This is a genomic window from Candidatus Nomurabacteria bacterium (genome assembly GCA_020631975.1).
In the GTDB taxonomy this organism is placed as follows: domain Bacteria; phylum Patescibacteriota; class Saccharimonadia; order Saccharimonadales; family CAIOMD01; genus JACKGO01.
The window spans coordinates 53,152-75,376 of sequence record JACKGO010000008.1 but is presented as its reverse complement, the minus strand read 5'-3'; the positions used below and the strand labels follow the sequence as shown (position 1 = coordinate 75,376).

At 43.6% G+C, this 22,225-nt stretch carries 21 protein-coding genes and 1 tRNA gene; 14 read left to right on the top strand and 8 right to left on the bottom strand.

The window, feature by feature from the left end; translation table 11 throughout:
* Nucleotides 1-167: 167 nt before the first annotated feature.
* Both H6795_04700 and H6795_04695 read left to right on the top strand, forming a co-directional pair.
* Nucleotides 168-1,043, top strand: coding sequence for an HAD-IA family hydrolase (locus tag H6795_04700; protein MCB9817792.1), 876 nt, complete (start codon nt 168-170; stop codon nt 1,041-1,043).
* A 71-nt stretch (nt 1,044-1,114) separates the two neighbouring features.
* Nucleotides 1,115-1,357: a hypothetical protein gene (locus tag H6795_04695; GenBank protein MCB9817791.1), complete on the top strand. Its 243-nt coding sequence runs from the start codon at nt 1,115-1,117 to the stop codon at nt 1,355-1,357.
* 65 nt (nt 1,358-1,422) lie between these two features.
* Here the strand turns inward: H6795_04695 and H6795_04690 are convergent, their stop codons facing one another.
* Complete coding sequence (locus H6795_04690) at nt 1,423-3,978, bottom strand: valine--tRNA ligase (GenBank protein ID MCB9817790.1); 2,556 nt, start codon at nt 3,976-3,978, stop codon at nt 1,423-1,425.
* A 130-nt stretch (nt 3,979-4,108) separates the two neighbouring features.
* Nucleotides 4,109-5,167 carry a tRNA (adenosine(37)-N6)-threonylcarbamoyltransferase complex transferase subunit TsaD gene (gene tsaD / locus H6795_04685; GenBank protein MCB9817789.1) on the bottom strand — a complete coding sequence of 353 codons (1,059 nt, stop codon included), beginning with the start codon at nt 5,165-5,167 and terminating at the stop codon, nt 4,109-4,111.
* A gap of 140 nt (nt 5,168-5,307) precedes the next feature.
* Here tsaD and H6795_04680 point away from each other — a divergent pair, with 140 nt between their 5' ends.
* Nucleotides 5,308-6,594, top strand: coding sequence for a UDP-N-acetylmuramoyl-L-alanyl-D-glutamate--2,6-diaminopimelate ligase (locus H6795_04680; GenBank protein MCB9817788.1), 1,287 nt, complete (start codon nt 5,308-5,310; stop codon nt 6,592-6,594).
* A gap of 1 nt (nt 6,595) precedes the next feature.
* Here the strand turns inward: H6795_04680 and H6795_04675 are convergent, their stop codons facing one another.
* The 3 genes from H6795_04675 to H6795_04665 form a co-directional block, all read right to left on the bottom strand.
* Nucleotides 6,596-6,952 (bottom strand): hypothetical protein, encoded by a 357-nt coding sequence (locus tag H6795_04675; GenBank protein ID MCB9817787.1) that lies wholly within the window; start codon nt 6,950-6,952, stop codon nt 6,596-6,598.
* Nucleotides 6,952-7,854: a hypothetical protein gene (locus H6795_04670; GenBank protein ID MCB9817786.1), complete on the bottom strand. Its 903-nt coding sequence runs from the start codon at nt 7,852-7,854 to the stop codon at nt 6,952-6,954. Before H6795_04670 ends, H6795_04675 begins: the two co-directional genes overlap by 1 nt.
* Nucleotides 7,855-8,071: 217 nt before the next feature.
* Nucleotides 8,072-8,602: a hypothetical protein gene (locus tag H6795_04665; protein MCB9817785.1), complete on the bottom strand. Its 531-nt coding sequence runs from the start codon at nt 8,600-8,602 to the stop codon at nt 8,072-8,074.
* A 117-nt stretch (nt 8,603-8,719) separates the two neighbouring features.
* On the opposite strand from H6795_04665, the gene H6795_04660 reads away from it, so the two are divergent.
* The 5 genes from H6795_04660 (at nt 8,720) to H6795_04640 (ending at nt 12,874) form a co-directional block, all read left to right on the top strand.
* Complete coding sequence (locus tag H6795_04660) at nt 8,720-9,409, top strand: hypothetical protein (protein MCB9817784.1); 690 nt, start codon at nt 8,720-8,722, stop codon at nt 9,407-9,409.
* Nucleotides 9,410-9,509: 100 nt separating this feature from the next.
* Nucleotides 9,510-9,776: a co-chaperone GroES gene (locus H6795_04655; GenBank protein MCB9817783.1), complete on the top strand. Its 267-nt coding sequence runs from the start codon at nt 9,510-9,512 to the stop codon at nt 9,774-9,776.
* 80 nt (nt 9,777-9,856) lie between these two features.
* A complete protein-coding gene (groL, locus tag H6795_04650; protein MCB9817782.1) occupies nt 9,857-11,497 on the top strand; it encodes a chaperonin GroEL in 1,641 nt (546 codons plus the stop codon).
* Nucleotides 11,498-11,642: 145 nt separating this feature from the next.
* Entirely contained in the window at nt 11,643-12,212 is a 570-nt protein-coding gene (locus H6795_04645) for a hypothetical protein (GenBank protein ID MCB9817781.1), read from the top strand.
* Nucleotides 12,213-12,487: 275 nt separating this feature from the next.
* Nucleotides 12,488-12,874, top strand: a complete 387-nt coding sequence (locus H6795_04640) for a hypothetical protein (protein MCB9817780.1) — start codon at nt 12,488-12,490, stop codon at nt 12,872-12,874.
* Between the two features lie 73 nt (nt 12,875-12,947).
* Here H6795_04640 and H6795_04635 read toward each other — a convergent pair whose 3' ends face one another.
* Nucleotides 12,948-13,448: a hypothetical protein gene (locus H6795_04635; protein MCB9817779.1), complete on the bottom strand. Its 501-nt coding sequence runs from the start codon at nt 13,446-13,448 to the stop codon at nt 12,948-12,950.
* A 186-nt stretch (nt 13,449-13,634) separates the two neighbouring features.
* Here H6795_04635 and H6795_04630 point away from each other — a divergent pair, with 186 nt between their 5' ends.
* Nucleotides 13,635-14,666, top strand: coding sequence for a bifunctional phosphoglucose/phosphomannose isomerase (locus H6795_04630; GenBank protein MCB9817778.1), 1,032 nt, complete (start codon nt 13,635-13,637; stop codon nt 14,664-14,666).
* Between the two features lie 67 nt (nt 14,667-14,733).
* On the opposite strand, the gene H6795_04625 is transcribed toward H6795_04630, so the two are convergent.
* Both H6795_04625 and H6795_04620 read right to left on the bottom strand, forming a co-directional pair.
* Entirely contained in the window at nt 14,734-15,969 is a 1,236-nt protein-coding gene (locus H6795_04625) for an ABC transporter permease (protein MCB9817777.1), read from the bottom strand.
* Nucleotides 15,970-15,971: 2 nt separating this feature from the next.
* Nucleotides 15,972-16,730 carry an ABC transporter ATP-binding protein gene (locus H6795_04620; GenBank protein MCB9817776.1) on the bottom strand — a complete coding sequence of 253 codons (759 nt, stop codon included), beginning with the start codon at nt 16,728-16,730 and terminating at the stop codon, nt 15,972-15,974.
* Nucleotides 16,731-17,012: 282 nt separating this feature from the next.
* Between H6795_04620 and H6795_04615 the strand changes: the two genes are divergently transcribed.
* The 5 genes from H6795_04615 to H6795_04595 all read left to right on the top strand — a co-directional run bounded on the left by H6795_04615 (nt 17,013) and on the right by H6795_04595 (nt 22,175).
* A tRNA-Ser gene (locus H6795_04615) sits at nt 17,013-17,100 on the top strand.
* Nucleotides 17,101-17,152: 52 nt separating this feature from the next.
* Complete coding sequence (locus H6795_04610; protein MCB9817775.1) at nt 17,153-17,824, top strand: NAD(P)H-dependent oxidoreductase; 672 nt, start codon at nt 17,153-17,155, stop codon at nt 17,822-17,824.
* A gap of 28 nt (nt 17,825-17,852) precedes the next feature.
* Nucleotides 17,853-18,548 (top strand): DUF1361 domain-containing protein, encoded by a 696-nt coding sequence (locus H6795_04605; protein MCB9817774.1) that lies wholly within the window; start codon nt 17,853-17,855, stop codon nt 18,546-18,548.
* A 21-nt stretch (nt 18,549-18,569) separates the two neighbouring features.
* Nucleotides 18,570-20,249, top strand: coding sequence for an arginine--tRNA ligase (gene argS, locus H6795_04600; GenBank protein ID MCB9817773.1), 1,680 nt, complete (start codon nt 18,570-18,572; stop codon nt 20,247-20,249).
* A 588-nt stretch (nt 20,250-20,837) separates the two neighbouring features.
* Entirely contained in the window at nt 20,838-22,175 is a 1,338-nt protein-coding gene (locus H6795_04595) for a hypothetical protein (protein ID MCB9817772.1), read from the top strand.
* Nucleotides 22,176-22,225: the final 50 nt, after the last annotated feature.

The window sequence follows — 22,225 nt, the reverse complement described above, 5'->3', positions numbered from 1 at the left end:
TATTTAAAGTGTTGAGGATGAGTAGTGTGTTTGGCTTGGTAGTGGATGTCAATGCGTGTACCGTTGCTCATACCCAACGGTTATTTCGTTGCAATACAAGCCCGATAATATAGATTAATTTGCAATATTTGTATACTACTAGCCGTATCGTGCTAGAATAATAAGTAATGTCAGAGGTGGGTCCTAACCAAGAATTAATATTAGCGCAGGCAATCGCTGCTGCTAGAAAAGCGGCTGGGTTTACGCAGCAGGAACTTTGTAATACTGCAAATTTGTCGTATAGCACCTTAGCAAAAATTGAACGTGGTGCTATAAAGACACCAAGTGTTTTTACTGTAGCAACAATTGCCGCCGTTACGGGTACCACCGTAGAAGCTTTAACGGGTATTACCACAACACAAGCACCTGCAGCACCCGCAAAACAGTACCAAACTGCCAAAAATGGCGTTCGGTTTGTGTACTTTGACGTCAATGGTACATTGGTACGTTTTTTTCAGCGTGCTTTTACACAAATTTCAGCCGATACTGGTGCGTCTGCAGATGGTATAGAGGCAATGTTTTGGCACTATAACGATGATATCTGCAAGGGCCAAATGCCAACAGAAGAATTTAACTCAATTTTGGCAAAACGCATTGGTGTCCCATCAATAGACTGGGGTAAATACTATCTTGCCAATATAGAACCAATCACCGAACTCAAAGAATGTGTTGCGTGGGTAGCAGATCACTACAAAATAGGGCTTATGACTAACATTATGCCGGGATTGTTACAGCAAATGCTACAAACACATATTTTGCCTGATGTTGCGTACGATGCCATTATAGATTCATCAGAAGCTGGGTACATTAAGCCAGAACCAGAAATATACCAAGCAGCTCAAGATATGGCAGGCTGTGAACCGGCAGAGATATTACTTATAGACGATAGCAGGCCCAACCTGATGGCTGCGGAACGGCTTGGGTGGCACGTACTGTGGTTTGATGATTATCGCCCAGAAGAAGGCGCCAAGCGCATCATAGAAGCCCTTGCCTACGAAGGCTAGACTAAAAAGACTGAATATTATATAATATTTTATGCAGCACAGTGCTATGTTTTTCCACACTAGGAGGAGCAATGCCAGAAACGTGGGTGTTGGTGTATCGCACAAACAGCGAGACCGCCTGCCACCAGATGAACTTTATCTGCGGCATAACGCACTGCAGTTGTGGTGCGAAGATCGCTTACGCGGTCGACTCGTCCAACGGGCAGATGTTGCCCAAAGGCAGCCGATGGAACAATCTGCCGGTTGTCAGTATGGACGAAGCCATTCAATTCACCGGCAAGCAACACATGCTCCATTACAAGGGCATGGTATGACCACTGCCCCCAAACGCCTGCCCCCGAGCGATATCGGGGGCTTTTCTTTAGCTTATTAAAATATGTTAACTTTGGCTGAGTGTTTCAAAAGTAGTAAGCTCGGCTTCTAGTTTTTTTAAGAGTTCTTCTTCGTGCAACATTTGATCTTTAGTTTGTTGCACAACGGCTTTTGGTGCTTTTTGCGTATATGCCTTGTTTTGTAAGCGTTGTTGCAACCGTTCAATGAGTGCACGTTTTTCCTCTTTGGCGACACGTAATTTTGTGACGTACACTTTTGCGGTATGCAAATCTATGTCTAGCCAACAGTTGTGTTTGGTAGTTGTAAGGTGTAGTCCCCTGCCCGACTCTACTTCCCCTACCCTTTCTAGCCGCCCAAATCTGGCGATAATATCAGCGTTATCTTTTAGGAATGAATTATTCGTAAAGTACAAACTTGGGTTTTTAACGTCCAACGCGCTACTTATATACCGTATTTCAGTCACAATATTTTTAATATCGGTAAAATTAGTTGCCGCTTTTTCATCTACTTTTACTACAGTAGGCCAGCTAGCGCGAATTAATAGTTCCTCTTGTTTCCAACTAAGTGTTTGCCAAATAGTTTCTGTCACAAATGGTGCAAACGGATGCGTAATTTTAAGAGCAACTTCTAAAACGTACGCCAACACATTTTTGTTAAGTTGCGCTTTGCTGGCTTCTACGTACCAGTCGGCAAAGTCGTCCCACACAAAGTGGTAAACGCGGTCGTACGCTTCGCTAAAGCGATACGTGTCTAGTAACTTGCTAACGTCTGTAATAACCGTATTTGCCCGGTCAATAATCCAGTTATCTGCAAGCGACGATGCTTTTAGGTTTTCACGTGAAAAATCTGGCCCCAGTACGGTTTCGCAGTACCGTGCTATGTTCCAAAGTTTATTACAAAAGTTTCGGCCGGCAAGCACTTTACTGGGTGCATACGCCGCACTATAGCCAGCCGTTCTACCAGCTATCATACCAACGCGTACGGCATCTGCACCATATGTACTCAGCTCATTGTTAGGGTCAATAACATTCCCCAAACTCTTGCTCATTTTTTTGCCGTCTTGTGCCCGTACCATGCCGTGCAGGTAAACGTCTTTAAATGGTGCCTTACCTGTTACATATAGACCGATACAAATCATGCGGGCCACCCACTGGTATAAAATATCTTGGCCTGTTTCCATAACACTATTGGGGTAAAAATCTTTGTAATCTTGACTGTCTGGATAGCCAAGCGTCACAAATGGCCAATGTCCGCTGCTAAACCAGGTGTCAAATACATCAGGGTCACGTCGATAATGTTGGCCGTTTAACTCTATGACTTCTTGGTCTACCGATGTGTTGAATATCCAATCGTCTGGGTCGTTAATGTTTTGGAATGCAGGAATAGGTATACCCCATGCGATTTGCCGGCTGATGTTCCAATCTTTGACAGATTGTAAATAGGTAATCACTTGCTGCCGTTTACTGGCTGGGTAAAATGTAATTTCTTTATTTTGTAAATTTTTTATGGCGGGTGCAGCTAGTTTTTGCATACTAATAAACCACTGGTCCATTAACATTGGTTCTATAACACTGCCACACTTGTAACAGGTACCAACTCGGTTTTTATAGTGCGTATCTACCTTTACAAGCAAGTCTTTTTCTTTGAGTGCATCAACGACCGCTTTGCGAGCTTCGGCGACGGTTAAGCCTTCAAATCTGCCAGCTCGGTGGTTCATGGTGCCATCATGGTTAATTACGCGTATCGCTTCTAGGTTATGTCGCTGGGCAACTTCCCAGTCGTTAAAGTCGTGTGCTGGTGTAATCTTAACGACCCCAGTACCAAAAGTACGATCCACCATTGCATCTGCAACCACGCGTATTTCAAATGGTCCATTCACGCCTTCTACAGATATTACTTTGCCAACAAGGTCTTTATACCGTTCGTCTTCTGGATGTACAGCTACAGCAGTATCGCCAAACTTTGTTTCTGGGCGAGTTGTAGCGAGTTCAAATGGCCCATATTTAAGGTAATATAGTGGGCTTTCTTTTTCTTGATATTCAACTTCTATATCAGCAAAGCCAGTACGGTGGTGTGTGCAGTAATTTACTAAACGTTCACCCCTGTAAATTAGCCCATCATCCCACATTTTTTTAAACGTGGCATACACAGTTTTGACGACGCTGTCATCTAGTGTAAAGGTGTAACGGCTCCAATCTACGCTCGCCCCGAGTGTACGAAATATCGTTTCAAAAACATCTTTGTTTTGCCCAACAAAATCATATATTTGGTTAAATAGTTCATCGCGCGTAAAGTCAAAACGGCTTTTACCCTCTTTCGCTAAATGCTTTTCATACACCACTTGAGTTTCAAAACCAGCGTGGTCAGCACCTGGTGCCCATAGTACGCGATCCCCTTTCATGCGGTGATACCTTATAAGGGTATCTTGAATAGCAAACATTAAGGTGTGGCCTACATGCAAGCCAGCATTGGCGTTAGGTGGGGGCAGCACAATAGAATATGGTTTCCCCTTGCCTTCTGGCTTAAAGGCACCACTCGATTCCCATAATTCGTATATGGTAGATTCATACTGGCTTGGTTCGTATGCTTTAGACAAGTTCATCTAGCTCCTTTTTAAGGTTTTCACGTGAAATGACCTATGTAATTAACAGAAATAATCAACTAGTATTGTAGCTTAATAATAGGGGTAAATCAAAGAACACGGGCAAGCAAGACGTATATTCGTACTAACATTACATAGATAAATTTGGTTCTATGGCAAGGCTATATGGGTCGGCTGGTGTTTGCCCTAGCATTGCTTTATAGCAGCCAAGCGCGGCAATCATTGCGCCATTATCGGTACAAAGGGCAGGGGGCGCATACGTAATATCTATTGGTAATCGACTTTGTAGCTGTGTGCGTAGTTCTTGATTCGCAGCGACGCCCCCAGCAATAACGACTGTTTTGGGGGCGTACTCTGTATACGCAGCAAGCGTCTTATCGACCACTGTTTCTATGGCTACCCTTTGAAAACTTGCTGCCATATTATGTTTTTGAGCTTCAGAGAGCCGCTCTGGCAGCTCTACGGATGGAGTGCGGTAATCTCCACCTGCAGCAGCCTGTGATGCCCTTAGAACGGCTGTCTTAAGCCCAGAGAAGCTAAAGTTGTAGGCACCCCGTATCTTAGCCTTGGGTAGGGCATAAGCAAATGGGTCACCATCTTTTGCATATTGTGCAATATTTGGCCCACCAGGGTAGGGAAGCCCAAGTATTTTAGCAACCTTATCAAATGCTTCACCAATAGCATCGTCTTGCGTTTGCCCAAGCAGGGTGTAAGTAAAATGATCGTTAAATAATACGAGTTGGCTATGCCCACCACTTACTATTAAAGACAACACAGGGAACTGTGGCTGTGGTGTTACTAAAAAGTTTGCATATACATGGCCTTCAACATGATTAATCGCATATAACGGTTTGTTTTTTGTTATGGCAAGTGTACGGGCAGTTAAAACACCAATGAGTAAGCTACCAGAGAGGCCTGCGCCATAGGTAACCGCAATACCATCTATTGCTTGCCAAGCCTTTGCGGGACTGGATAGGTTATTTTCACGTGAAAATTGCTCTATGGCATTATCTATAGTAGGCAAAATAGCTTCTATGTGGCTACGAGCAGCAATTTCAGGAATAACTCCGCCATACTTGGCATGAATATCTACCGAACTCGCCAAACTTTGCGCAAGCAGTTCGGTGCCATCGCGAACAATAGCAACACCAGTTTCATCACAGCTACTTTCTATACCAAGAATTATCATCGGCTATTAGTATACAGCGAACGGTTGTGTGCTAAAAGCGTTAGCTTGGTCTTTAGGGCAAGAAGCCCGACATCTTTATACCTAGAATCTTTATGTGAACCCTAACATCCACTGTGTATTTACGGTATTATATGTTGTATATGAGTAGTGTAAAAAAATTAGCAAGAAAAATTATACCAAAACAACGGCTTTCTCGTGCCGAAGAAACGTATCGGCTCGGCAAGGCAAAAACAGCATATGCGCTATATGGTAAGGCACCCAAAGCAGCTAAGGTCATCGCCGTTACTGGTACAAATGGCAAAACAACAACCTGTGCATTTATAAACGCCATGTTAAAGCAAAGTGGCTTAAAAACAGCGGTTTACACTACGGCTTTTACAGAGGTGGCAGGTAACTACCAAGATAATACAACACACATGACTGTTGCCAGCCCATGGAGCGTACAAAAGTTTTTCAAAAAGGCTAAAAATGCCAAGGTAGACTGGGTTGTGTTAGAAGTCACTAGTCATGCGCTTGATCAACATAGAATTTATGGAGTAAATGTAGACATAGCAGTCGTTACAAACCTTAGCCAAGATCATCTCGATTACCATAAAACTATGGATAACTACGCAGCGGCAAAGGCACGTTTAATTACCGAATTTCAGCCAAAAGACGTTGTGCTTAATGCCGACGATGAGTGGTTTGAATACTTTGGTAGGAAAGTCAAAAAACATTTGCATAGTGTTGGCCTGCATAATGCCACAGACCAAATTAAAGAGATGCAACTTACTCCAGAAGGAACCTCATTTTCAGTTGTGAGCAAGCTCGGTCGCACTGATGTGTCTATGCCAATGGTAGGGGAATTCAATGTCTACAATGCTGCCATGGCTGTAACCGTAGGGGTAATTATTGGATTAGATAAAAAAGCCATTGCCACCGGTATTGGTAATTTAGCGGTTGTGGCAGGTCGCCTAGAACCTGTAGTCGCTGGCCAAGATTTTGCAGTGTTGGTAGATTACGCCCATACGCCTGATGCATTAAAGAACGTGCTTCAAGCAGTGCGGGGTATTACGCGTGGTAAACTTCGCGTTGTATTTGGAGCGACGGGCGATAGAGACCCCACAAAACGCCCAGATATGGGCAAGGTAGCGATGCAAAATGCTGATATTGTGTATTTAACTGATGATGAAACATATACAGAAGATGGAGACGCTATACGTAGTGCCGTAAAGCAGGGTATAGAAGCCGCAGCGTCAGATGCAGTGTATTTTGAAATTGCAGACCGTAAAGCTGCTATTTTGCAAGCTCTTAAAGACGCCAAAGCAGGCGATGCTGTGGTGCTTGCGGGTATAGGGCACCAAGATTACCGCAATATGGGTGGCAAAAAACAACCGTGGGATGAACGCGTCGTCGCCAAAGAACTCCTTACAGAATTATTAGGGTAATTTAACTTAAACTGTTTTTATCGGCAAGCTCTAGCTCGCATTGGGGTGTAGTGTCTGATGGTTGCCCATGAATAGTTAAGCTAGCAGATCTTAGATCTTCGCCTTGTAGTGCCGCTACACCTGTGGCTATATAGATTATAGGCATCGGTCCAGGGTGTTCGTCAGGTACAGTAAACGGGTCATTTTCTTGCGTTATAAAAATATTATTAACAAATAAATCCGCGTTTTTGAGGCCCGTCTCTCCAAGGGTACGCACGAGAAGTGGTACAGCTTCATTTTGACCTATTTTCTCTAGTATACTCTTAAATAAGTTAGTGTTTCCATTTCCTATTTTGGTAACAATATACACTTCTGGCATTAGTTTATTCTCCTATCAAAGGGTACGTAATGTGTGCCGTCTGTTGTTTCTAATTGTCGATATGGCTTTATTAAGCCGCTATCTTCGTAATATTGCAAGGTTGCAAATATGTCTCTACTGGCGACGATGGCATTGTGGTTCCCCCTAAAGTCAATGGGCGCTAAACCGTCACTACCGGGTGGGTTATTGAATGACAGGTAGGCTGTGCGATGTTCGGTTGAGGCAGCAATATAAAGTTCAAAATCTTGAGCTGTAACTCCATGCGCATCGAAGGTATAATCGTCAGTTATTTCGTAGCCTTTTTTATGAGCATGCCGCAATATTGTTTCTGGCCGAGCCTTAATATCTACAGACACCCACTTTTGTGCATCAAGTAGCTGTAACCATAAGTCTGTACCAGCCAAATCCTCACCTCTGTTTGCTCGTTCTACATTGATGTCGGCAGCTATGAGTAAATTCTCCCATGAATGCTCATGCCAGACACCCGCAAGATCTGCTAGTAGTTGCTCTTCTAGATTTTTGATTGCCTCTCCAGTACAGATATTCTGTTGTTTATTAAAGTCCATACACATACTAAGTACATTATTTTTTGTGATACTTGTTTGGTATGAGCTATCCATTAACGTGCCCATGGCTGTGTGCATTGTTGAGCAAATAGACACATCACCACCGTTACTCGCAACCATACGTGCCAAATTAGGAATTGCTAGTAATAGAGCGGCAGTAGCTTTCGCTAAGTCAGGAATATTCATCTGCGTAATAGTGTCTATAGAACCATAAAATCCCCTTGTAGCTAAGTACGGGTGCGCTTGATTCGCAACCTGTATACCACCCCTCACTTGTTGTCTAAAGAGTGTTTCAGCTTTTGTATTTACTAGTTCTGGTGTACGTATTTGTGTCATTTTTAATATTGTTATTAAGTAGTATTAATATAGCACATTACTAAAATAAAGTCAATTTATTACAGATGCGAAAAGCCCGATAGGCTCTGTTTTTGCACCTGCGTGTTAATATGCGCGGGCTAACAGTTGCTATCGGGCTTATATGATACTACAGAGGGTGGCCAAGAGGGCCACGAGTGTATTGCATCTCGCAGCCCTCTTGCCACAAACCTTGCCCCTAGACTGCGTGCCTGCACGCAGCCACAGTGATGATTGTCCCTTGCAGGTCACTCATCAGCTTCTCGTCACGTTGGTGCCCGTGAGTGGTGATGGTCAGCTCGCCATCGCGTCCCACCCTCGCGTCCACTACCTTCACGTCCATCACCTTGCGGTTCGAGCGCAACGTTGCGGCTAGCTCACGGACGTCTTCCTCGCCAAGACCAAACGCCGTCAGCAACCGAACAGTGTAGCGGTTGCCCTTGACCCACGTGATGTACGTACGTGGGTCAAGCTTGTACAGCTCTGCTTCACGCGAGCATCGAGCGATGACGCGCTCCACCTTCTCCCGGAGCCGATCGACTTGTCCGATCACCGTGCTTGCCGGCTGTACTCGGATCACTCCATTCTTCAGAGTAGGGTTGCCACGCCACCCACCAATTTTTTGCAATCGACTGAGCAGCCTCGTGAGCTCTTCGCTGGTGAGTTGTAGCTCACTAACGTTGAACGACAACTCTCCCTGCTGGACGTTGACTTCTGGTAGTACCTTCAAAGGTATCTACCTCCTTGTATCATTGTAGGTACACTTGCGAGCGGGATTGCTCACAAGCTGTGTACTGTTATACACTATTTTAAATAAATTGACAAATAAAATATATTTTGTTCTAATATGTTTATGACTAGTGGAGCAAATGAAGCGATAACTCAGTTTAATAGCGAACAAGAAAGACAACTCTCTGCCGAAGCGTTTGAGGCACGGAATCGCCTGATTGAAACTGTCTATACTTTCCTAGATATTGCCTTGCAAGAAAATCAAGATCAGTACACCAACATGCAAGCTGCTTTCGCGCGCGGTAAAGCTACCTATACGTTTGACCACTACGTAGTAACGTCAGATCAAGACGAACATTTAGCACAACGGGGTGAAGATTACCGCCCAACCATATTACTACGGTTTAAAAACGTACATAATACAGCGCCGAGTCACCAGGTGAATAGTACAACAGAAATAATTATTGCCATTCCAACACAAGATGAATTTACCGTAGACCGCACCACAGATATTAGTGATATTGACCTTTCCGACAAGTCAATTTATGTGTATTGGAATGTAGGCGATGATTCAGAAAGTTGTCATGAAATATCAGCAGAAGGTGTACGCAAGGCCCAGCTCGATATCAATAACGCACATACTCCAGAAACAACGTTTGACTTTATTTATGCTCCACATTTTGCCCCACTAGACACCGCTGCAGCGCTCGTAGCGCGTTTAAGGCAAGACTTGCGCAACCTAGATCTTGTACCGCACTTTCGCGTTACTGTAGATGCGTCTGGCTCAGAGATTAGTCGCCAAACTTAAAAAGTCTTGACGCTTAAAAACAAACTGAGGTACGATATATTAGCACTTAGGACATTAGAGTGCTAATATATATGTATAACTGATAATTATGGAGGAAACAATGAGCGTACCAATACACCCACTTGCTGACTATGTCGTTGCTCAGCAAGAAGAAGCAGAAAGTAAGACCGCCAGCGGTTTGTACCTGCCAGAAAAAGCAGCAGAAAAGCCTAAAACTGCAAAAGTACTTGCTGTTGGTAAAAAAGTAGATGGCATAAAAGCTGGCGACCGTATTATATACAAAAGTTACAGTTCTACAGATGTAAAAGTAGACGGCGTTGAGTATTTAATTATTGACGAAGAAGACATTTTAGCCACCGTTAAGTAAGCAAGATAAAAAGGTAGTGAGTAGTTTACGTAAACTCATTTACTGACGATTCAATAGTAAATAAACCAAGGAGATTATAAATGGCAAAAAGAGTTTTTTATGATGAAGATGCTCGCCGCAGAGTGCTGGCTGGTGCAGAAGTATTATATAACGCAGTAAAGACCACCATGGGCCCTAAAGGCCGGAATGTGGTTATTAGCAAGAGCTATGGCGCTCCCAGTGTCACGCACGACGGTGTTACTGTTGCCAAAGGTGTAGACTTGCCAGAAGAAGACGACGAGACATTAGGCTACAAGGTTGGTGCAGAACTTATTAAACAAGCTGCGAACAAAATGAATGACATGGCAGGTGATGGTACCACTACTGTAACCGTTCTTACCTACCACATCTTAAGCGAAGCCAACAAGCTCATTGCTGCTGGCCATAACCCAATGCAACTACGTAAAGGTTTAGAATCGGCTGCTCACGAAGTTATTAAAGAACTTTCTGGCGTAGCAGAAGACATTAAAGACGATAAAAAACGTGTTGCAGAAGTAGCTACCATTAGCGCGGGCGATAGTGAAATTGGCGCGCTTATTGCAGACGTGATTGCCAAGGTTGGTAAAGACGGTGTCGTAACTGTAGAACAAGGGCAGGGGCTTGGCCTTGAGAGTGAAGTTGTAGAAGGCTTTACCATAGACCGTGGTTTTGTGAGCCCGTATTTTGTGACTGACCCAAACCGCATGGAAGCTGTATACGAAAAACCAGCTATTGTTGTAACTGATAAAAAGATCACTAGCGTACAAGAATTTCTCCCCATGCTAGAAAAGCTTGCCCAAGCAGGTAAAAAAGATTTAGTGCTTGTTGCAGAGGATGTAGAAGCAGAAGCGTTGGCAACATTGGTACTGAATAAACTAAAAGGTGTATTTAACACTGTTGCAGTTAAGGCGCCAGCTTTTGGTGACCGCCGTAAAGATATATTACAAGATATTGCTATTCTTACTGGTGCAACGGTTATTACAGAAGAACAAGGTCACACCTTTGAAAACGCAGACCTAAGTTTTGTTGGTAGTGCTCGTAAAATCATTGTTACCAAAGACGACACAACAATCATAGAAGGTTCTGGTAACCCAGTAGAGGTTGATGCCCGTATTAAGCAAATTGGTGCTCAAGCAGACGCTGCTACTAGTGAATACGAAAAAGAAAACCTCGATAAGCGCCGTGCTGCCCTTAAAGGAAAAGTAGCTGTTATTAAAGTTGGTGGTGCCACAGAAACCGAGATTGAAGAAAAGAAATACCGCGTAGATGACGCCGTTGCTGCCGTTAAAGCAGCGCTAGATGAAGGTATTGTATCTGGTGGAGGCGTTACATTAGTAAATGCTGCAGCTGTTGTTAAGGTTACTGGTACCGATGCTGAATCTGCTGGCAAGCAGCTACTAAAGAACGCGCTTGAACAACCATTCCGTATTTTACTTACGAACTCTGGCTTAAACGCCGATGAGTGGTTACCACAAGTACGCTTAGCCAAGGCTGGGCAGGGCATTGATGTCAACAAACCAAATAAACTTGTTGATCTAAAAGCTGCTGGTATTATTGACCCAGCACGCGTTACTAAAGAAGCAGTCCAGAATGCGGTATCTATAGCTGGTACCACCATGACAATGGGCGCACTTGTAGTAGAAATACCAGAAAAAGCCGCACCTGCTGCTCCAGATATGGGAGCCATGGGTGGTATGATGTAGCACTTGCTCGGCTAAGAGTTGCTACACAAGAAAGACCCCTCGTACATCACAAGGGGTCTTTTACATAAGCATTTAGTTATGCAACAATTATTTGAAATTGCAACTATAACTAGTGTACAATACCTTACAAGAATAAGGAGAAGCTATGGCCTGGATGAATCGTCAAGACAATAGCGGTGGGCAACAACGAGATTATTTAAATGCACCAGATACCGCACGGCGACCTATGGCGTTGGCGTCAGTACTCTTTACGCTACTTTTCATAGCGGCGATAGCGTTATTGCTGTTCGGCGCCGGCCGTTGGGCGTATAGTAGATTTACTCAACAAGAAACTAGCGTAACCACGACTCAACAATCAGACCAAGCTCAAGAACAACCACCAAAAGACGATGCAGCTACCCAAGACACAAGTAGTGGCACAACAACCGATACCACCCAGACTGATGGTACTTCACAGGACACTACGACAACAGATACGACGAATACCGAATCACCTGAACAAGCTAATGGAACTACCACGGGTGCAGGAAGTAGTGGCGCTACGAACAACCAAACAACGAACGATGCAAGCTCTTCAGCGTTGGCTAACACAGGGCCAGCTACACCAGAAGCCGTACCCAACACTGGGCCAGCATCACTGGTTGGTATTTTTACCGTTAGTGTTGTATTGGCCGGTTTTGCCCACCATAGGTATTTAGTTACGCGTAAGCGATAAAGCTGCTAATTAGCGTCGTACCATTTGCTACTGCGTGGTATAATGTAGGTAAGAAAGCTGTTTTATACGTGTGGCAGTAAGCTCACAATAAATAGCAGTCGATAATACCGTAATCGCCAGCCTGGTTAACGGATAACGATACAAACATTGGGAACATAAAGCTAACAGTATGGAGGTAGCTTAATAATAAGTATCTATTAGCTTTTTGGTACGTTGCCAAATATCCAAACAAACGCGTAAAACCAAATGGTACTAACGTGTATAAGGGGGTAGATATGCAACCACTAAGTAAACAAGAGCTACAGCATGCCATTCAGCAGCTGCGCGACAGCATTTTGGGGCAAGTAGCAACAAAAAACGATATCAATAACGCGGTTGGAGCGATGTCTCAGAAGATGTTTTGCCAAGCTGACATGCATCGCGCGTTAGACGCATCGCGCGATCGGTTTATGGATAAGCTCGGCCAGCCGTTTCGGCAGCAGCAAGCAAGTATGCAACAAATAATGAACCAGCTTGACCAAATTAACCGTCGGTTAAGTGGCTTAGAAGCGCGAATGGGCACTATGCATGGGCAGATCCAAAACGTGCGCACCGATACAGAAGCAGTTGCGCACCGAACAGAGCCAGTAAAGCACACAATGTTAAGCCAGATGTTTTCATAAACAAGTATCGCGCGGGGCTATAAAAATACTACCTACAATGTAGGGAGTATTTTGGTTGGGGGCGTTTAGTACTTTACTGTTGGGTAAAGTAGTTAATTTCATTGATGATATCTAGCAAGGCTTGAGCACGTGCTTTGTCATCTTCTATGGCTTTTGCTGCCTCGAAGGCGGCGGGAACTAGTGATTTATCATCGGCTGCCTGTATCATCATCATCGTAGTCTTAAACTTTTCTTCGGCAGACTGGTCTAGGTGTTCTACGAGTGGTGAAAGATGGTGAAGCGCTTGTTGTTTAATGTCTAGTAGTTTACTATCGCCAGGTTCTGTTGGCTGAGTCGTAGACGCGCTTGCAACATCATCTGATGCAGCCGCTGGCTGTGCAGTGCCAAATGGGTCTGCACTCACTTGCGGTGGAAAAATACTCGCAGCCGTAGATGGCACGGCACTGTCACTAGCATTGTTGGCGCCCGCAACCGTATCTGGCTGTTCTAGGCTGCCGTTTTTCATAATATCGTCGTTTGTTATTGGCGCCCCTGTTGGCACACCCTGTTGTTGGTTATTATCGCTCCCAAACATTACCACCCCCTTATTTATTGTCGTTATGCTTACATAACAGTATAGCTAATTAAGAGCATACGTGTAAATAAATTTGCATAAACAGCCTGTTACTTTGTGGGCCGAAACAGTTAAACATGGTGCATGCGTAAGCTGGTGGGGCTGCTGTTATAGGGTATAATTACTAACAAGAAAGAGGGTAAATATATGTTAGACGATTTAAAGATGATTCACCAAAGGGATGCACAAGACGCTCTTGGTATTGCAGAAAAACAATGGCAGCAGATAGCTCATACTTTTGAAGTATCGCAACCGGTAGATTATTCGGCAGTAACAAATATTGTATTTGCTGGTATGGGCGGGTCGGCCCTTGGTGCATTTTTAAGTTCTACGTGGCCGGGGTATCCTATTCCGTTTGAAATATGCCGTAATTACACGCTGCCAGCATACGTAGGTGCAAACACGCTTGTCGTGGCCTCTAGCTATTCTGGCAACACAGAAGAAACCCTGTCTGCACTCGCCCAAGCCGAAGAAAAAGGAGCTAAGATAGCTGTTATAGCAAGTGGTGGTACATTAGCGCATATTGCCCAAGAAAAAAACTATCTTTTTTTGCAACTTCCGCAAGTAAGTCAGCCCAGGTTTGCAGCGTTGTATGGTTTAAACGCACTCGTTACCCTTTTGGCAAGCGGTGGCATCGTGCCACATACGGCAGTACAGGAACTGCAAGGCAACGCCGAGTGGCTTAAACAACATGTCTTGTCGTGGAGACCAGACGTACCAACACAGGACAACTATGCTAAACAAATAGCTTTAGATGCCATTGGAACATCGCCCGTAATATACAGCAGCACAGAATTGTTTCCGGCTGCGTACAAATGGAAAATTAGCTTTAACGAAAACGCCAAAAATGTAGCATGGTGCAACGCCTATCCAGAATTTAATCATAACGAATTTTTAGGCTGGAGCAGCCATCCGATAGACAAACCATATACCGTTATAGATTTACGGAGCAACCTAGATCACCCAAGGGTGCAAAAGCGGTTTGCATTGTCTGCGAAACTCATAAGCGGTAAACGCCCAGCGCCCATTGTCATCGATGTAGTAGGCGAAACACATCTGCAGCAGCTATTATGGGCGGTAGCGCTTGGCGATTTTGTATCACTGTATACTGGCTTGCTAAATGGCTTAAACCCTACACCTGTAGATCTTATAGAAAAGTTCAAAAAAGAACTCGCCTAAGGCATCAGTGTTGATCCATCAAGTATCATTGTTATTACACGGCTTATTTTAAGTGCAGAACTTGTAATTATAGCTGGCGGAGGGCTTGGATTGGGTCTTTTGTGGCAGCTTTAATGGCTGGGGCAATACCAAACACCACACCAACCATCACAGAAACCCCAAATGCGAGGGCGATAATAGGCAGTGATATAGCCGGTTCTATAGGGGTGTATAATCGTATAAAATACGCTGCAACAAACGAAGCAGCAATTCCAATAATACCTCCAATAACAGACAACACAACTGCTTCTACCAAGAACTGTCCAACGACCTGTCTGTTGGTAGCGCCAACAGCTTTTCTGATGCCTATTTCGCGGGTTCTTTCACTTACACTAACTAGCATAATGTTCATAATACCAACACCACCCACAAACAAAGATATACCAGCTACGGCAGCAACAAACGCAGTCAACAGACCAAATACTTGGCCCGTCGCTTGCAAAAAGTCTTCTTGCTGTATTACGGTAAAATCTTCCTGACCTTTATGCTGTTTAAGCAATGTTTCTTTAATAGCATTGCTAATTTCTGTGGCATTTTTTTCGTTTGCTAGCTTAATTGTAATTTGGTTAATTTGTGGAGTGCCTGATGCGCCAACCAACTTTTCGCCTGTTTTCATAGGCATGTAAATGGTGTCATTAAAATTAAACCCTACATTTATTGGGCTTTCTGGCGCAAGTGCTAGGACACCACGTACTACAAAATCTTCACCACGTATGGTTACTAATCTTCCTATTGGGTCACGTTGGTTAAAAATGTCATTGGCGACATTGCTGCCAAGCACCACAACTTTTTTTTGGGCATCGTTTTCTGTAAAGAATTCACCGTACTCTAGTTTACTTGCAAGCACATCTTTTATATCTGGTGTGGTAGCGATAATTGTTGCACCAGAGTAGTCAGCCCGTTCTGGTGTGGTTGCTACTCCAGAAATATACACTCCAGGACTTACCGATGTTATGCCATCTATTTTTTTAATCGCTTCTATATCTTCGTTTCGTAAAGTGCTCACCCCTTGAATAGCCGATGCATTAAACCCAGTAATATTGCCTTTGCTATCTGTAGAAAACGATTTTCCTGGTATTACCGTCACAACGTCGTTACCAAGTTGTGTAATTTGGCTGAGTACCTGTTGTTTAACGCCTTGCCCAACACTCACAGCAATTAACACGCTACTCACACCTATTACTACTCCAAACATCGTTAAAAAGCTGCGAATTTTGGCTGAGCGTAGGCTAGCGAAGGCCATTTTAAGATGGGCGTTAAACATTGTTACGCACCCTTCTTTTTGTGATTATCTTCTTTTTGTTGAACTTTTTGTAAGTTTTCTAGGTTGGCTTTTTCGCCCTTTTTAAGCGGCTGATCAATCACTATTTTACCGTCTAGCATGTATAACACACGGTTGGCGTACACCGTTATTTCTGGGTTATGGGTCACCATTAATATGGTATTACCGCCTTTATGAATGTCTTTTAGCAGTTCCATAATGACTTTACTGCTTGCACTATCAAGATTACCTGTTGGTTCATCGGCTATGATGATGGCAGGGTTATTTATGAGAGCACGCGCAATAGCAACACGTTGAACTTGCCCACCGCTTAATTGATGTGGGTAATAATACTCTCTAGATTGTAAACCTACTTTGGCAAGCATGACAGAAGACTGGTTTAGTCTTCGTAGGGTACTTTTGCCTTTGTAGGCAAGGGGGAGTGAAACGTTTTCTAGGGCTGTCATGTTAGATAATAGGTTAAAATTTTGGAACACAAACCCAATTTTATCGCGCCGGGTTTTGGCGCGCTTGCCACTTCTAAAGCGCGAAACATTACGGTTATCGAGCTTGTATTGCCCTGTAGATGGCCGGTCTAGTAGCCCAATAATGTGCAGGAGGCTACTTTTGCCAGAGCCACTTGGCCCCATAATGGCTACGAAATCACCTTTTTCTATCTTTAAATCGGTGGCATCAACAGCAATGGTTGTGGCGTCGCCAAACCCGTACACTTTGCTTACTTGTTTTAAATCAATAATTGCCATAAACCGTACTGCTCATTTTACCTCTATAAAACAACTTTATTCAAGAGAAGAATAGAGTATAATTTACTATAGTACGTTTTTTAGCGCTCGGAGGGGTCGCCTAGTGGCCTATGGCGCACGCTTGGAAAGCGTGCTACAGCGCAAGCCCTCGAGGTGAGAAATGCCAGTGGCATTTTGCAAGGCAATTTTCCGATGAAAACTTGTTTTCAATAGTGAAATTGCGGGCCCGCCGAAGGTGGGTCGAAATCCCAGGGATTCAAACCCAGTACACTTAACAATCATGGAGGGGTCGCCTAGTGGCCTATGGCGCACGCTTGGAAAGCGTGTTGGGCGCAAGCCCTCGAGGGTTCGAATCCCTCTCCCTCCGCCATGTACAGAAGCTATTCATTAATCAGTTTGTTTGAAGGTGCTATCATAAAAGCATGACCATATTATCTGTCTATGCGCACCACGAGGCTACGTCACTTACGTCTGCGCTTAAAAACGTTACTATTAGCGTGCTGTCGCACCAAGGACACACAGTTCTGGAATCTGATTTATATGGCAGCGGCTTTGCAGCCAAAGCAGAAAAATATGATTTCACAACAACCAGTGGCCAACACTTTAACTATATGCTGGAACAAAAACATGCCCAGCTAGAAGGTATGTCGTTTGCGCCAGACATCGTGGCAGAAATAGAAAAGCTTGCTCAAGCAGATTTAGTTATTTTTCACACTCCTTTGTGGTGGTTTAGTGTACCGGCAGTATTAAAAGGCTGGTTTGACCGTGTGCTGGCTATGGGTGTTGCGTGGGACGGTGGTAAAATTTACGAAAACGGGCTTCTAAGGGGTAAACGTGCAATGCTATGCGTGACCGCAGGCGGACCAAACGATTATTATCGTATAGACGGTAAACACAAGGCGACCATACCGCAGATTCTCCATCCTATCCAGCATGGTACATTGGCGTTTTGCGGGTTTGACGTGCTAGAACCGTACATCGTACTGAATGCACTTGGTAAAAATCACCAGCAACTTCAAAGTGTATTAACGGAGTATCAGTTTAAGATCGAACATTTAGTAGATAGTCCAACATACTTCCATAAGTTCGACTAATATTTATAAATATTTTATAATTACTGTAATGAAGCAACCACATATATTTCGTAGCACGTATGGTGGTGTCTTTATGGCTTTAGTGCTCTTTAGCTTATTTTGTGCGAATTTAAGTTTTATACGGGTTAGTATTACCCACTCTACAAGTTTATTGTTTTTACTGTGGAACCTACTTCTTGCATGGGTACCTTTAATCTTTGCGTGGCTGCTATACCGTAAGACTTTACAAAGTGGTCTTACGTGGTCAAAAAGAAATATTATTTACTTTATTTTTTGGTTACTATTTTTACCAAACGCATTTTACTTGACCACTGATTTCGTACACTTAAAAGGCTATTTTGATGACCCGCAGCGTATTTTTGATATCGTGTTGCTTATTAGCTACGCCATAAATGGGATAATTTTAGGGATGGTTGCGCTGTTACTGGTGCATGTTAGTGCTGTAAAAAGATTTAAAAACAACGGGCATTGGCTTCCGGTAGCCGTGCTGCTAATGAGTGGATTTGCAATATATTTAGGTCGTTATTTACGATGGAACAGCTGGGACGTGTTTATTAACCCGTTTGGTCTGCTATTTGATGTTTCAGACAGGATTGTTAACCCCAGTGATCATTTGCTTACTTTTAGCACAACGTTACTATTTTTTAGCTTTTATGGATTTTTGTATTTAATAGTGTGGCGCTTCTACCAGCTGGCAAGCACCCTTCAGCAAGAAAGTAAGTAATCTGTTACAATACCAATCGTTATGAAGCAGCTTACACAAGCCATCCAAACTAGTGTTAAACATTTATATGGTATAGATATTACAAACGTAGATCTTACGAGACCTGATACCCAATTTGGCGATTACGCAACCAATACAGCGATGCAACTTGCCAAACAACTTAAACAGCCACCAAGGCACATAGCCGATGCGCTGGTTGCTGATATTACTTCTAAAAACTATCCGTGGCTGACGAGTTTGTCTGTGGCAGGGCCTGGTTTTATTAATGCTTTTTTAAGTGACGACTTTATATTTAAAAATATTAATCCAGTACCAGACAAGGTACTGGCAGATAAGGTAGTTATAGCCGAATATTCAGACCCAAACGCTTTTAAGGCACTTCATGCTGGGCACTTGTATACTACGCTCGTGGGTAACGCGGTAGCTAACATACTAGAAGCCGTAGGTGGGCGCGTGTATCGGCTTAATTATGGTGGTGACGTGGGGTTGCATGCTGCCAAGGCAATGTGGGGTATTATTGATACGCTTGGTGGTGAGTTCCCCAATAAGCTACAAGATATTCCAGAATCCGATCGCCCTTCGTGGGTAAGCCAATGTTACGTTGCTGGTAATACGGCATATGAATCGAGCGAACAACACAAGCAAGCAATTGCTGAAATCAACCAAAAAGTGTATGCAATCCACGAACAAAACGATCATGAATCTGATTTTGCACAAATATACTGGATAACCAGAAATTGGAGCTATGATGGCTTTAAGAAAATGTACAAAGAATTGCAGGTTCATGCGTTTGATGAATTTATACCAGAAAGTACCGTGACACCACTTGGTAAACAAATTGTAGAAGAAGGCCTTGCAAAAAATGTGTTCGAAACATCAGATGGTGCAATTATTTACAGCGAAAAAAAATCTGGCCTTCATACACGGGTATTTATTACCTCTAAAGGCCTGCCAACGTACGAAGCAAAAGAGCTAGGTTTAGCAGTCTATAAGTGGCAAAAATATCAGTTTGATAAAAGCCTTGTCATTACAGCCAACGACATTACAGAATATATGAAAGTGTTGTTTAGCGCTATCGCGCACTTTTACCCAGAAGTAGAACAACGTACAACGCACCTTACGCATGGCATGATAAAACTCAGTGGCGGGCGTAAAATGAGTAGTCGCACGGGTAATGTGCTTATGGCCGCAGATATTATAAATTCTGCCACGCAAGCAAATAAAGAAAGTTCTGGCAAAGATGACGAAGCTGTAGCAATTGGCGCAATTAAATATGCATTTTTAAAACAGCGAATAGGCGGTGATATATCCTACGATCCAGAAGAGTCTATTAGTCTTAATGGCAACAGTGGGCCGTATTTGCAATACGCTCATGCAAGAGCGCGGAGTATATTGGCCAAAATACCAACCAGCAGCGATTCAAAAGTAGTCGTTGACACTTTAGACACTCATGAGCGTGCCCTAGCGGTTAAACTATCAGATTACGCAGAGACTATCAACAAAGCAGCCAACGATCTCATGCCGCACCATATATGTAGCTATTTATACGAACTTGCCCAAGTGTTTAACCGTTTTTACGAAAACAGCAAAGTGGTTGGCGATCCGCGCCAAGCAATTAGGCGAACATTAGTTCAGCAATATGCCAACACGCTAAAAACTGGCCTTGAAATCCTAGGCATAACCGCCCCCAATAAAATGTAGTATTTACAAAACAATAATAAAGTGCTATAATATATATGTCTATTATAGTGGCCGGATAGTCCGGAACAACCACTACTACCACGACGAGAGGTGGTAAAAATGGACTATGCAGCAATCGTAGCAATAGTTGGTCCTATCTTGGGGCTGACTTCGTGCTATCTTGGTATCTACAGCATGGGGGACGACAAGTTCCCGCTGCTGGTGAGCCTAGTCATGTTCTGTTTGGGCATGACAACGTGTGTGGTGTCCGTTCTTGCGACAGCAGGAACGTACCCCCTGTTGGTGAGTGGGAGCCTTGCTCTTGCCTTGATCCCGGGCATATTGTTCTGGGTGAGCACCATTTTCGATGCGTGGCGTGAGTAGCGTTGCAAAAAGGCTTTCTAGGTGGGCCGATTCAAACCACCTAAATCGTCCCGCGTGTGGCTACAAACCCCGCGGGACTTTCTCTTGGCTCTGAATTGACACGTACCTAAACTATATGATTACCTATAGTGTAGTATGAAAATGTTTTGCAAAACTAAATTTACGCAAATATAGAGTCGCCAATGGCGGCTTTTTTTTATATGTATAACAAGAAAGGATTAAGTAGTGGCAGAAACAATGTATAAAGGCGAACCAATTAACGGAGATTTTGCTGGTAAAGATTTTATATCTATTCAACAAGTTAGCAGAAGCGACCTAGAAATAGTATATTCTGCAGCTGATGTGTTGCGCGTAATACGTGAAGAAAAATTGCCTATCTCATTACTTAACAATCAATACCAACTTGCTAACGTGTATTACGAGCCTTCAACTAGGACATCATCATCACATGCCGCTGCATGGCGTAGGTTGGGTGGTGGCGTAGACACTATAAATAATGTAAGTTTTTCTTCTGTCGTTAAAGGAGAATCATTAAAACACACTGTTCAAACCCTAGAGGCTTTTTCAGAAATGGTGGTGCTGCGTCATGGTCAAGTTGGCGCAGCCGCATTGGCGGCACTGGCGCTAGACAAGCCTGTCATGAACGCAGGCGATGGCGTTGGTGAGCATCCTACACAAGCCCTGCTTGATGGCTATACTTTAGAACGCGAACTTGGTGGCATAGATGACAAGGTAATTACAATTGCAGGTGACTTATTACATGGCCGTACCACGCATTCACTCATGCAGCTCTTGGCCCTGTATAAGCCACGCCGGGTTAATTTAGTTGCGCCTCCAGAATATCAAATGCCCCAACAGTACATTGATTTAGTAACTTCCAAGGGTATAGAAGTTGTGCTTCACGTTGGCCTAGAAGCGGTTTTACCAGAAACAGATGCTTTGTATATGGTGCGTTTGCAGCGTGAGCGGCTAGAAAGTGACACTCATTTGCCGGTAGAAAAACAAGTAGTAAAAAAAGTTAATAAAATCATCAATCATGGTAGTGCGCTGCAGAAAGAAGCATTGGGTACAGATTTTGATGCTGCACTGGAGCGGTTATTTGGAACTATCAAGCATTCATCTAGTGAATCAGAGCGAGACATGGCACGGTTTTTGCTGTATGCAATAAATGGCACATTGCCAGAAGTAAAAGTACTAAAGAATGGCAATGGGTTTAATGACAATATATATGTGCTAACGCCTGAACTTATGGCTACTATGAAAGATGAAGCAAAAGTCTTACACCCTATGCCAATTGCAGGTGAAATTGAAGACGAAGTAGATGCCGATCCAAGAGCGGTGTACCTAGAACAAGTAGAAAATGGTATGTACGTTCGTGGTGCATTGATGTCTGAAATAATGGACGTCAATGTTCATGAAGCAAAGCTACAATATGATATCAATCAAGAGCGCGTGGCGGCTATTCGCCGGTATGCAGACTACCTTAAAGAGAGTGATCACGTTCCCCCCGAAATTAATTGGCAGCTTCAGTTGGCCGAGCTAGCAATATCTAAGGCTACATAAACAGTGATTTAATTTGTTAGTAGCGGCAAAACTACTATACTGTGTATATA

Excerpts from the sequence above, each read along its gene's own strand:
- tsaD (MCB9817789.1), bottom strand. The coding sequence starts at position 5,167 with ATGATAATTCTTGGTATAGAAAGTAGCTGTGATGAAACTGGTGTTGCT.
- H6795_04635 (MCB9817779.1), bottom strand. The coding sequence starts at position 13,448 with ATGTTTGGGAGCGATAATAACCAACAACAGGGTGTGCCAACAGGGGCG.
- H6795_04670 (MCB9817786.1), bottom strand. The coding sequence starts at position 7,854 with ATGACACAAATACGTACACCAGAACTAGTAAATACAAAAGCTGAAACA.
- H6795_04690 (MCB9817790.1), bottom strand. The coding sequence starts at position 3,978 with ATGAACTTGTCTAAAGCATACGAACCAAGCCAGTATGAATCTACCATA.
- H6795_04680 (MCB9817788.1), top strand. The coding sequence starts at position 5,308 with ATGAGTAGTGTAAAAAAATTAGCAAGAAAAATTATACCAAAACAACGG.
- groL (MCB9817782.1), top strand. The coding sequence starts at position 9,857 with ATGGCAAAAAGAGTTTTTTATGATGAAGATGCTCGCCGCAGAGTGCTG.
- argS (MCB9817773.1), top strand. The coding sequence starts at position 18,570 with ATGAAGCAGCTTACACAAGCCATCCAAACTAGTGTTAAACATTTATAT.
- H6795_04640 (MCB9817780.1), top strand. The coding sequence starts at position 12,488 with ATGCAACCACTAAGTAAACAAGAGCTACAGCATGCCATTCAGCAGCTG.
- H6795_04610 (MCB9817775.1), top strand. The coding sequence starts at position 17,153 with ATGACCATATTATCTGTCTATGCGCACCACGAGGCTACGTCACTTACG.
- H6795_04645 (MCB9817781.1), top strand. The coding sequence starts at position 11,643 with ATGGCCTGGATGAATCGTCAAGACAATAGCGGTGGGCAACAACGAGAT.
- H6795_04630 (MCB9817778.1), top strand. The coding sequence starts at position 13,635 with ATGTTAGACGATTTAAAGATGATTCACCAAAGGGATGCACAAGACGCT.
- H6795_04655 (MCB9817783.1), top strand. The coding sequence starts at position 9,510 with ATGAGCGTACCAATACACCCACTTGCTGACTATGTCGTTGCTCAGCAA.
- H6795_04660 (MCB9817784.1), top strand. The coding sequence starts at position 8,720 with ATGTTTATGACTAGTGGAGCAAATGAAGCGATAACTCAGTTTAATAGC.
- H6795_04620 (MCB9817776.1), bottom strand. The coding sequence starts at position 16,730 with ATGGCAATTATTGATTTAAAACAAGTAAGCAAAGTGTACGGGTTTGGC.
- H6795_04700 (MCB9817792.1), top strand. The coding sequence starts at position 168 with ATGTCAGAGGTGGGTCCTAACCAAGAATTAATATTAGCGCAGGCAATC.
- H6795_04695 (MCB9817791.1), top strand. The coding sequence starts at position 1,115 with ATGCCAGAAACGTGGGTGTTGGTGTATCGCACAAACAGCGAGACCGCC.
- H6795_04675 (MCB9817787.1), bottom strand. The coding sequence starts at position 6,952 with ATGCCAGAAGTGTATATTGTTACCAAAATAGGAAATGGAAACACTAAC.
- H6795_04625 (MCB9817777.1), bottom strand. The coding sequence starts at position 15,969 with ATGTTTAACGCCCATCTTAAAATGGCCTTCGCTAGCCTACGCTCAGCC.
- H6795_04605 (MCB9817774.1), top strand. The coding sequence starts at position 17,853 with ATGAAGCAACCACATATATTTCGTAGCACGTATGGTGGTGTCTTTATG.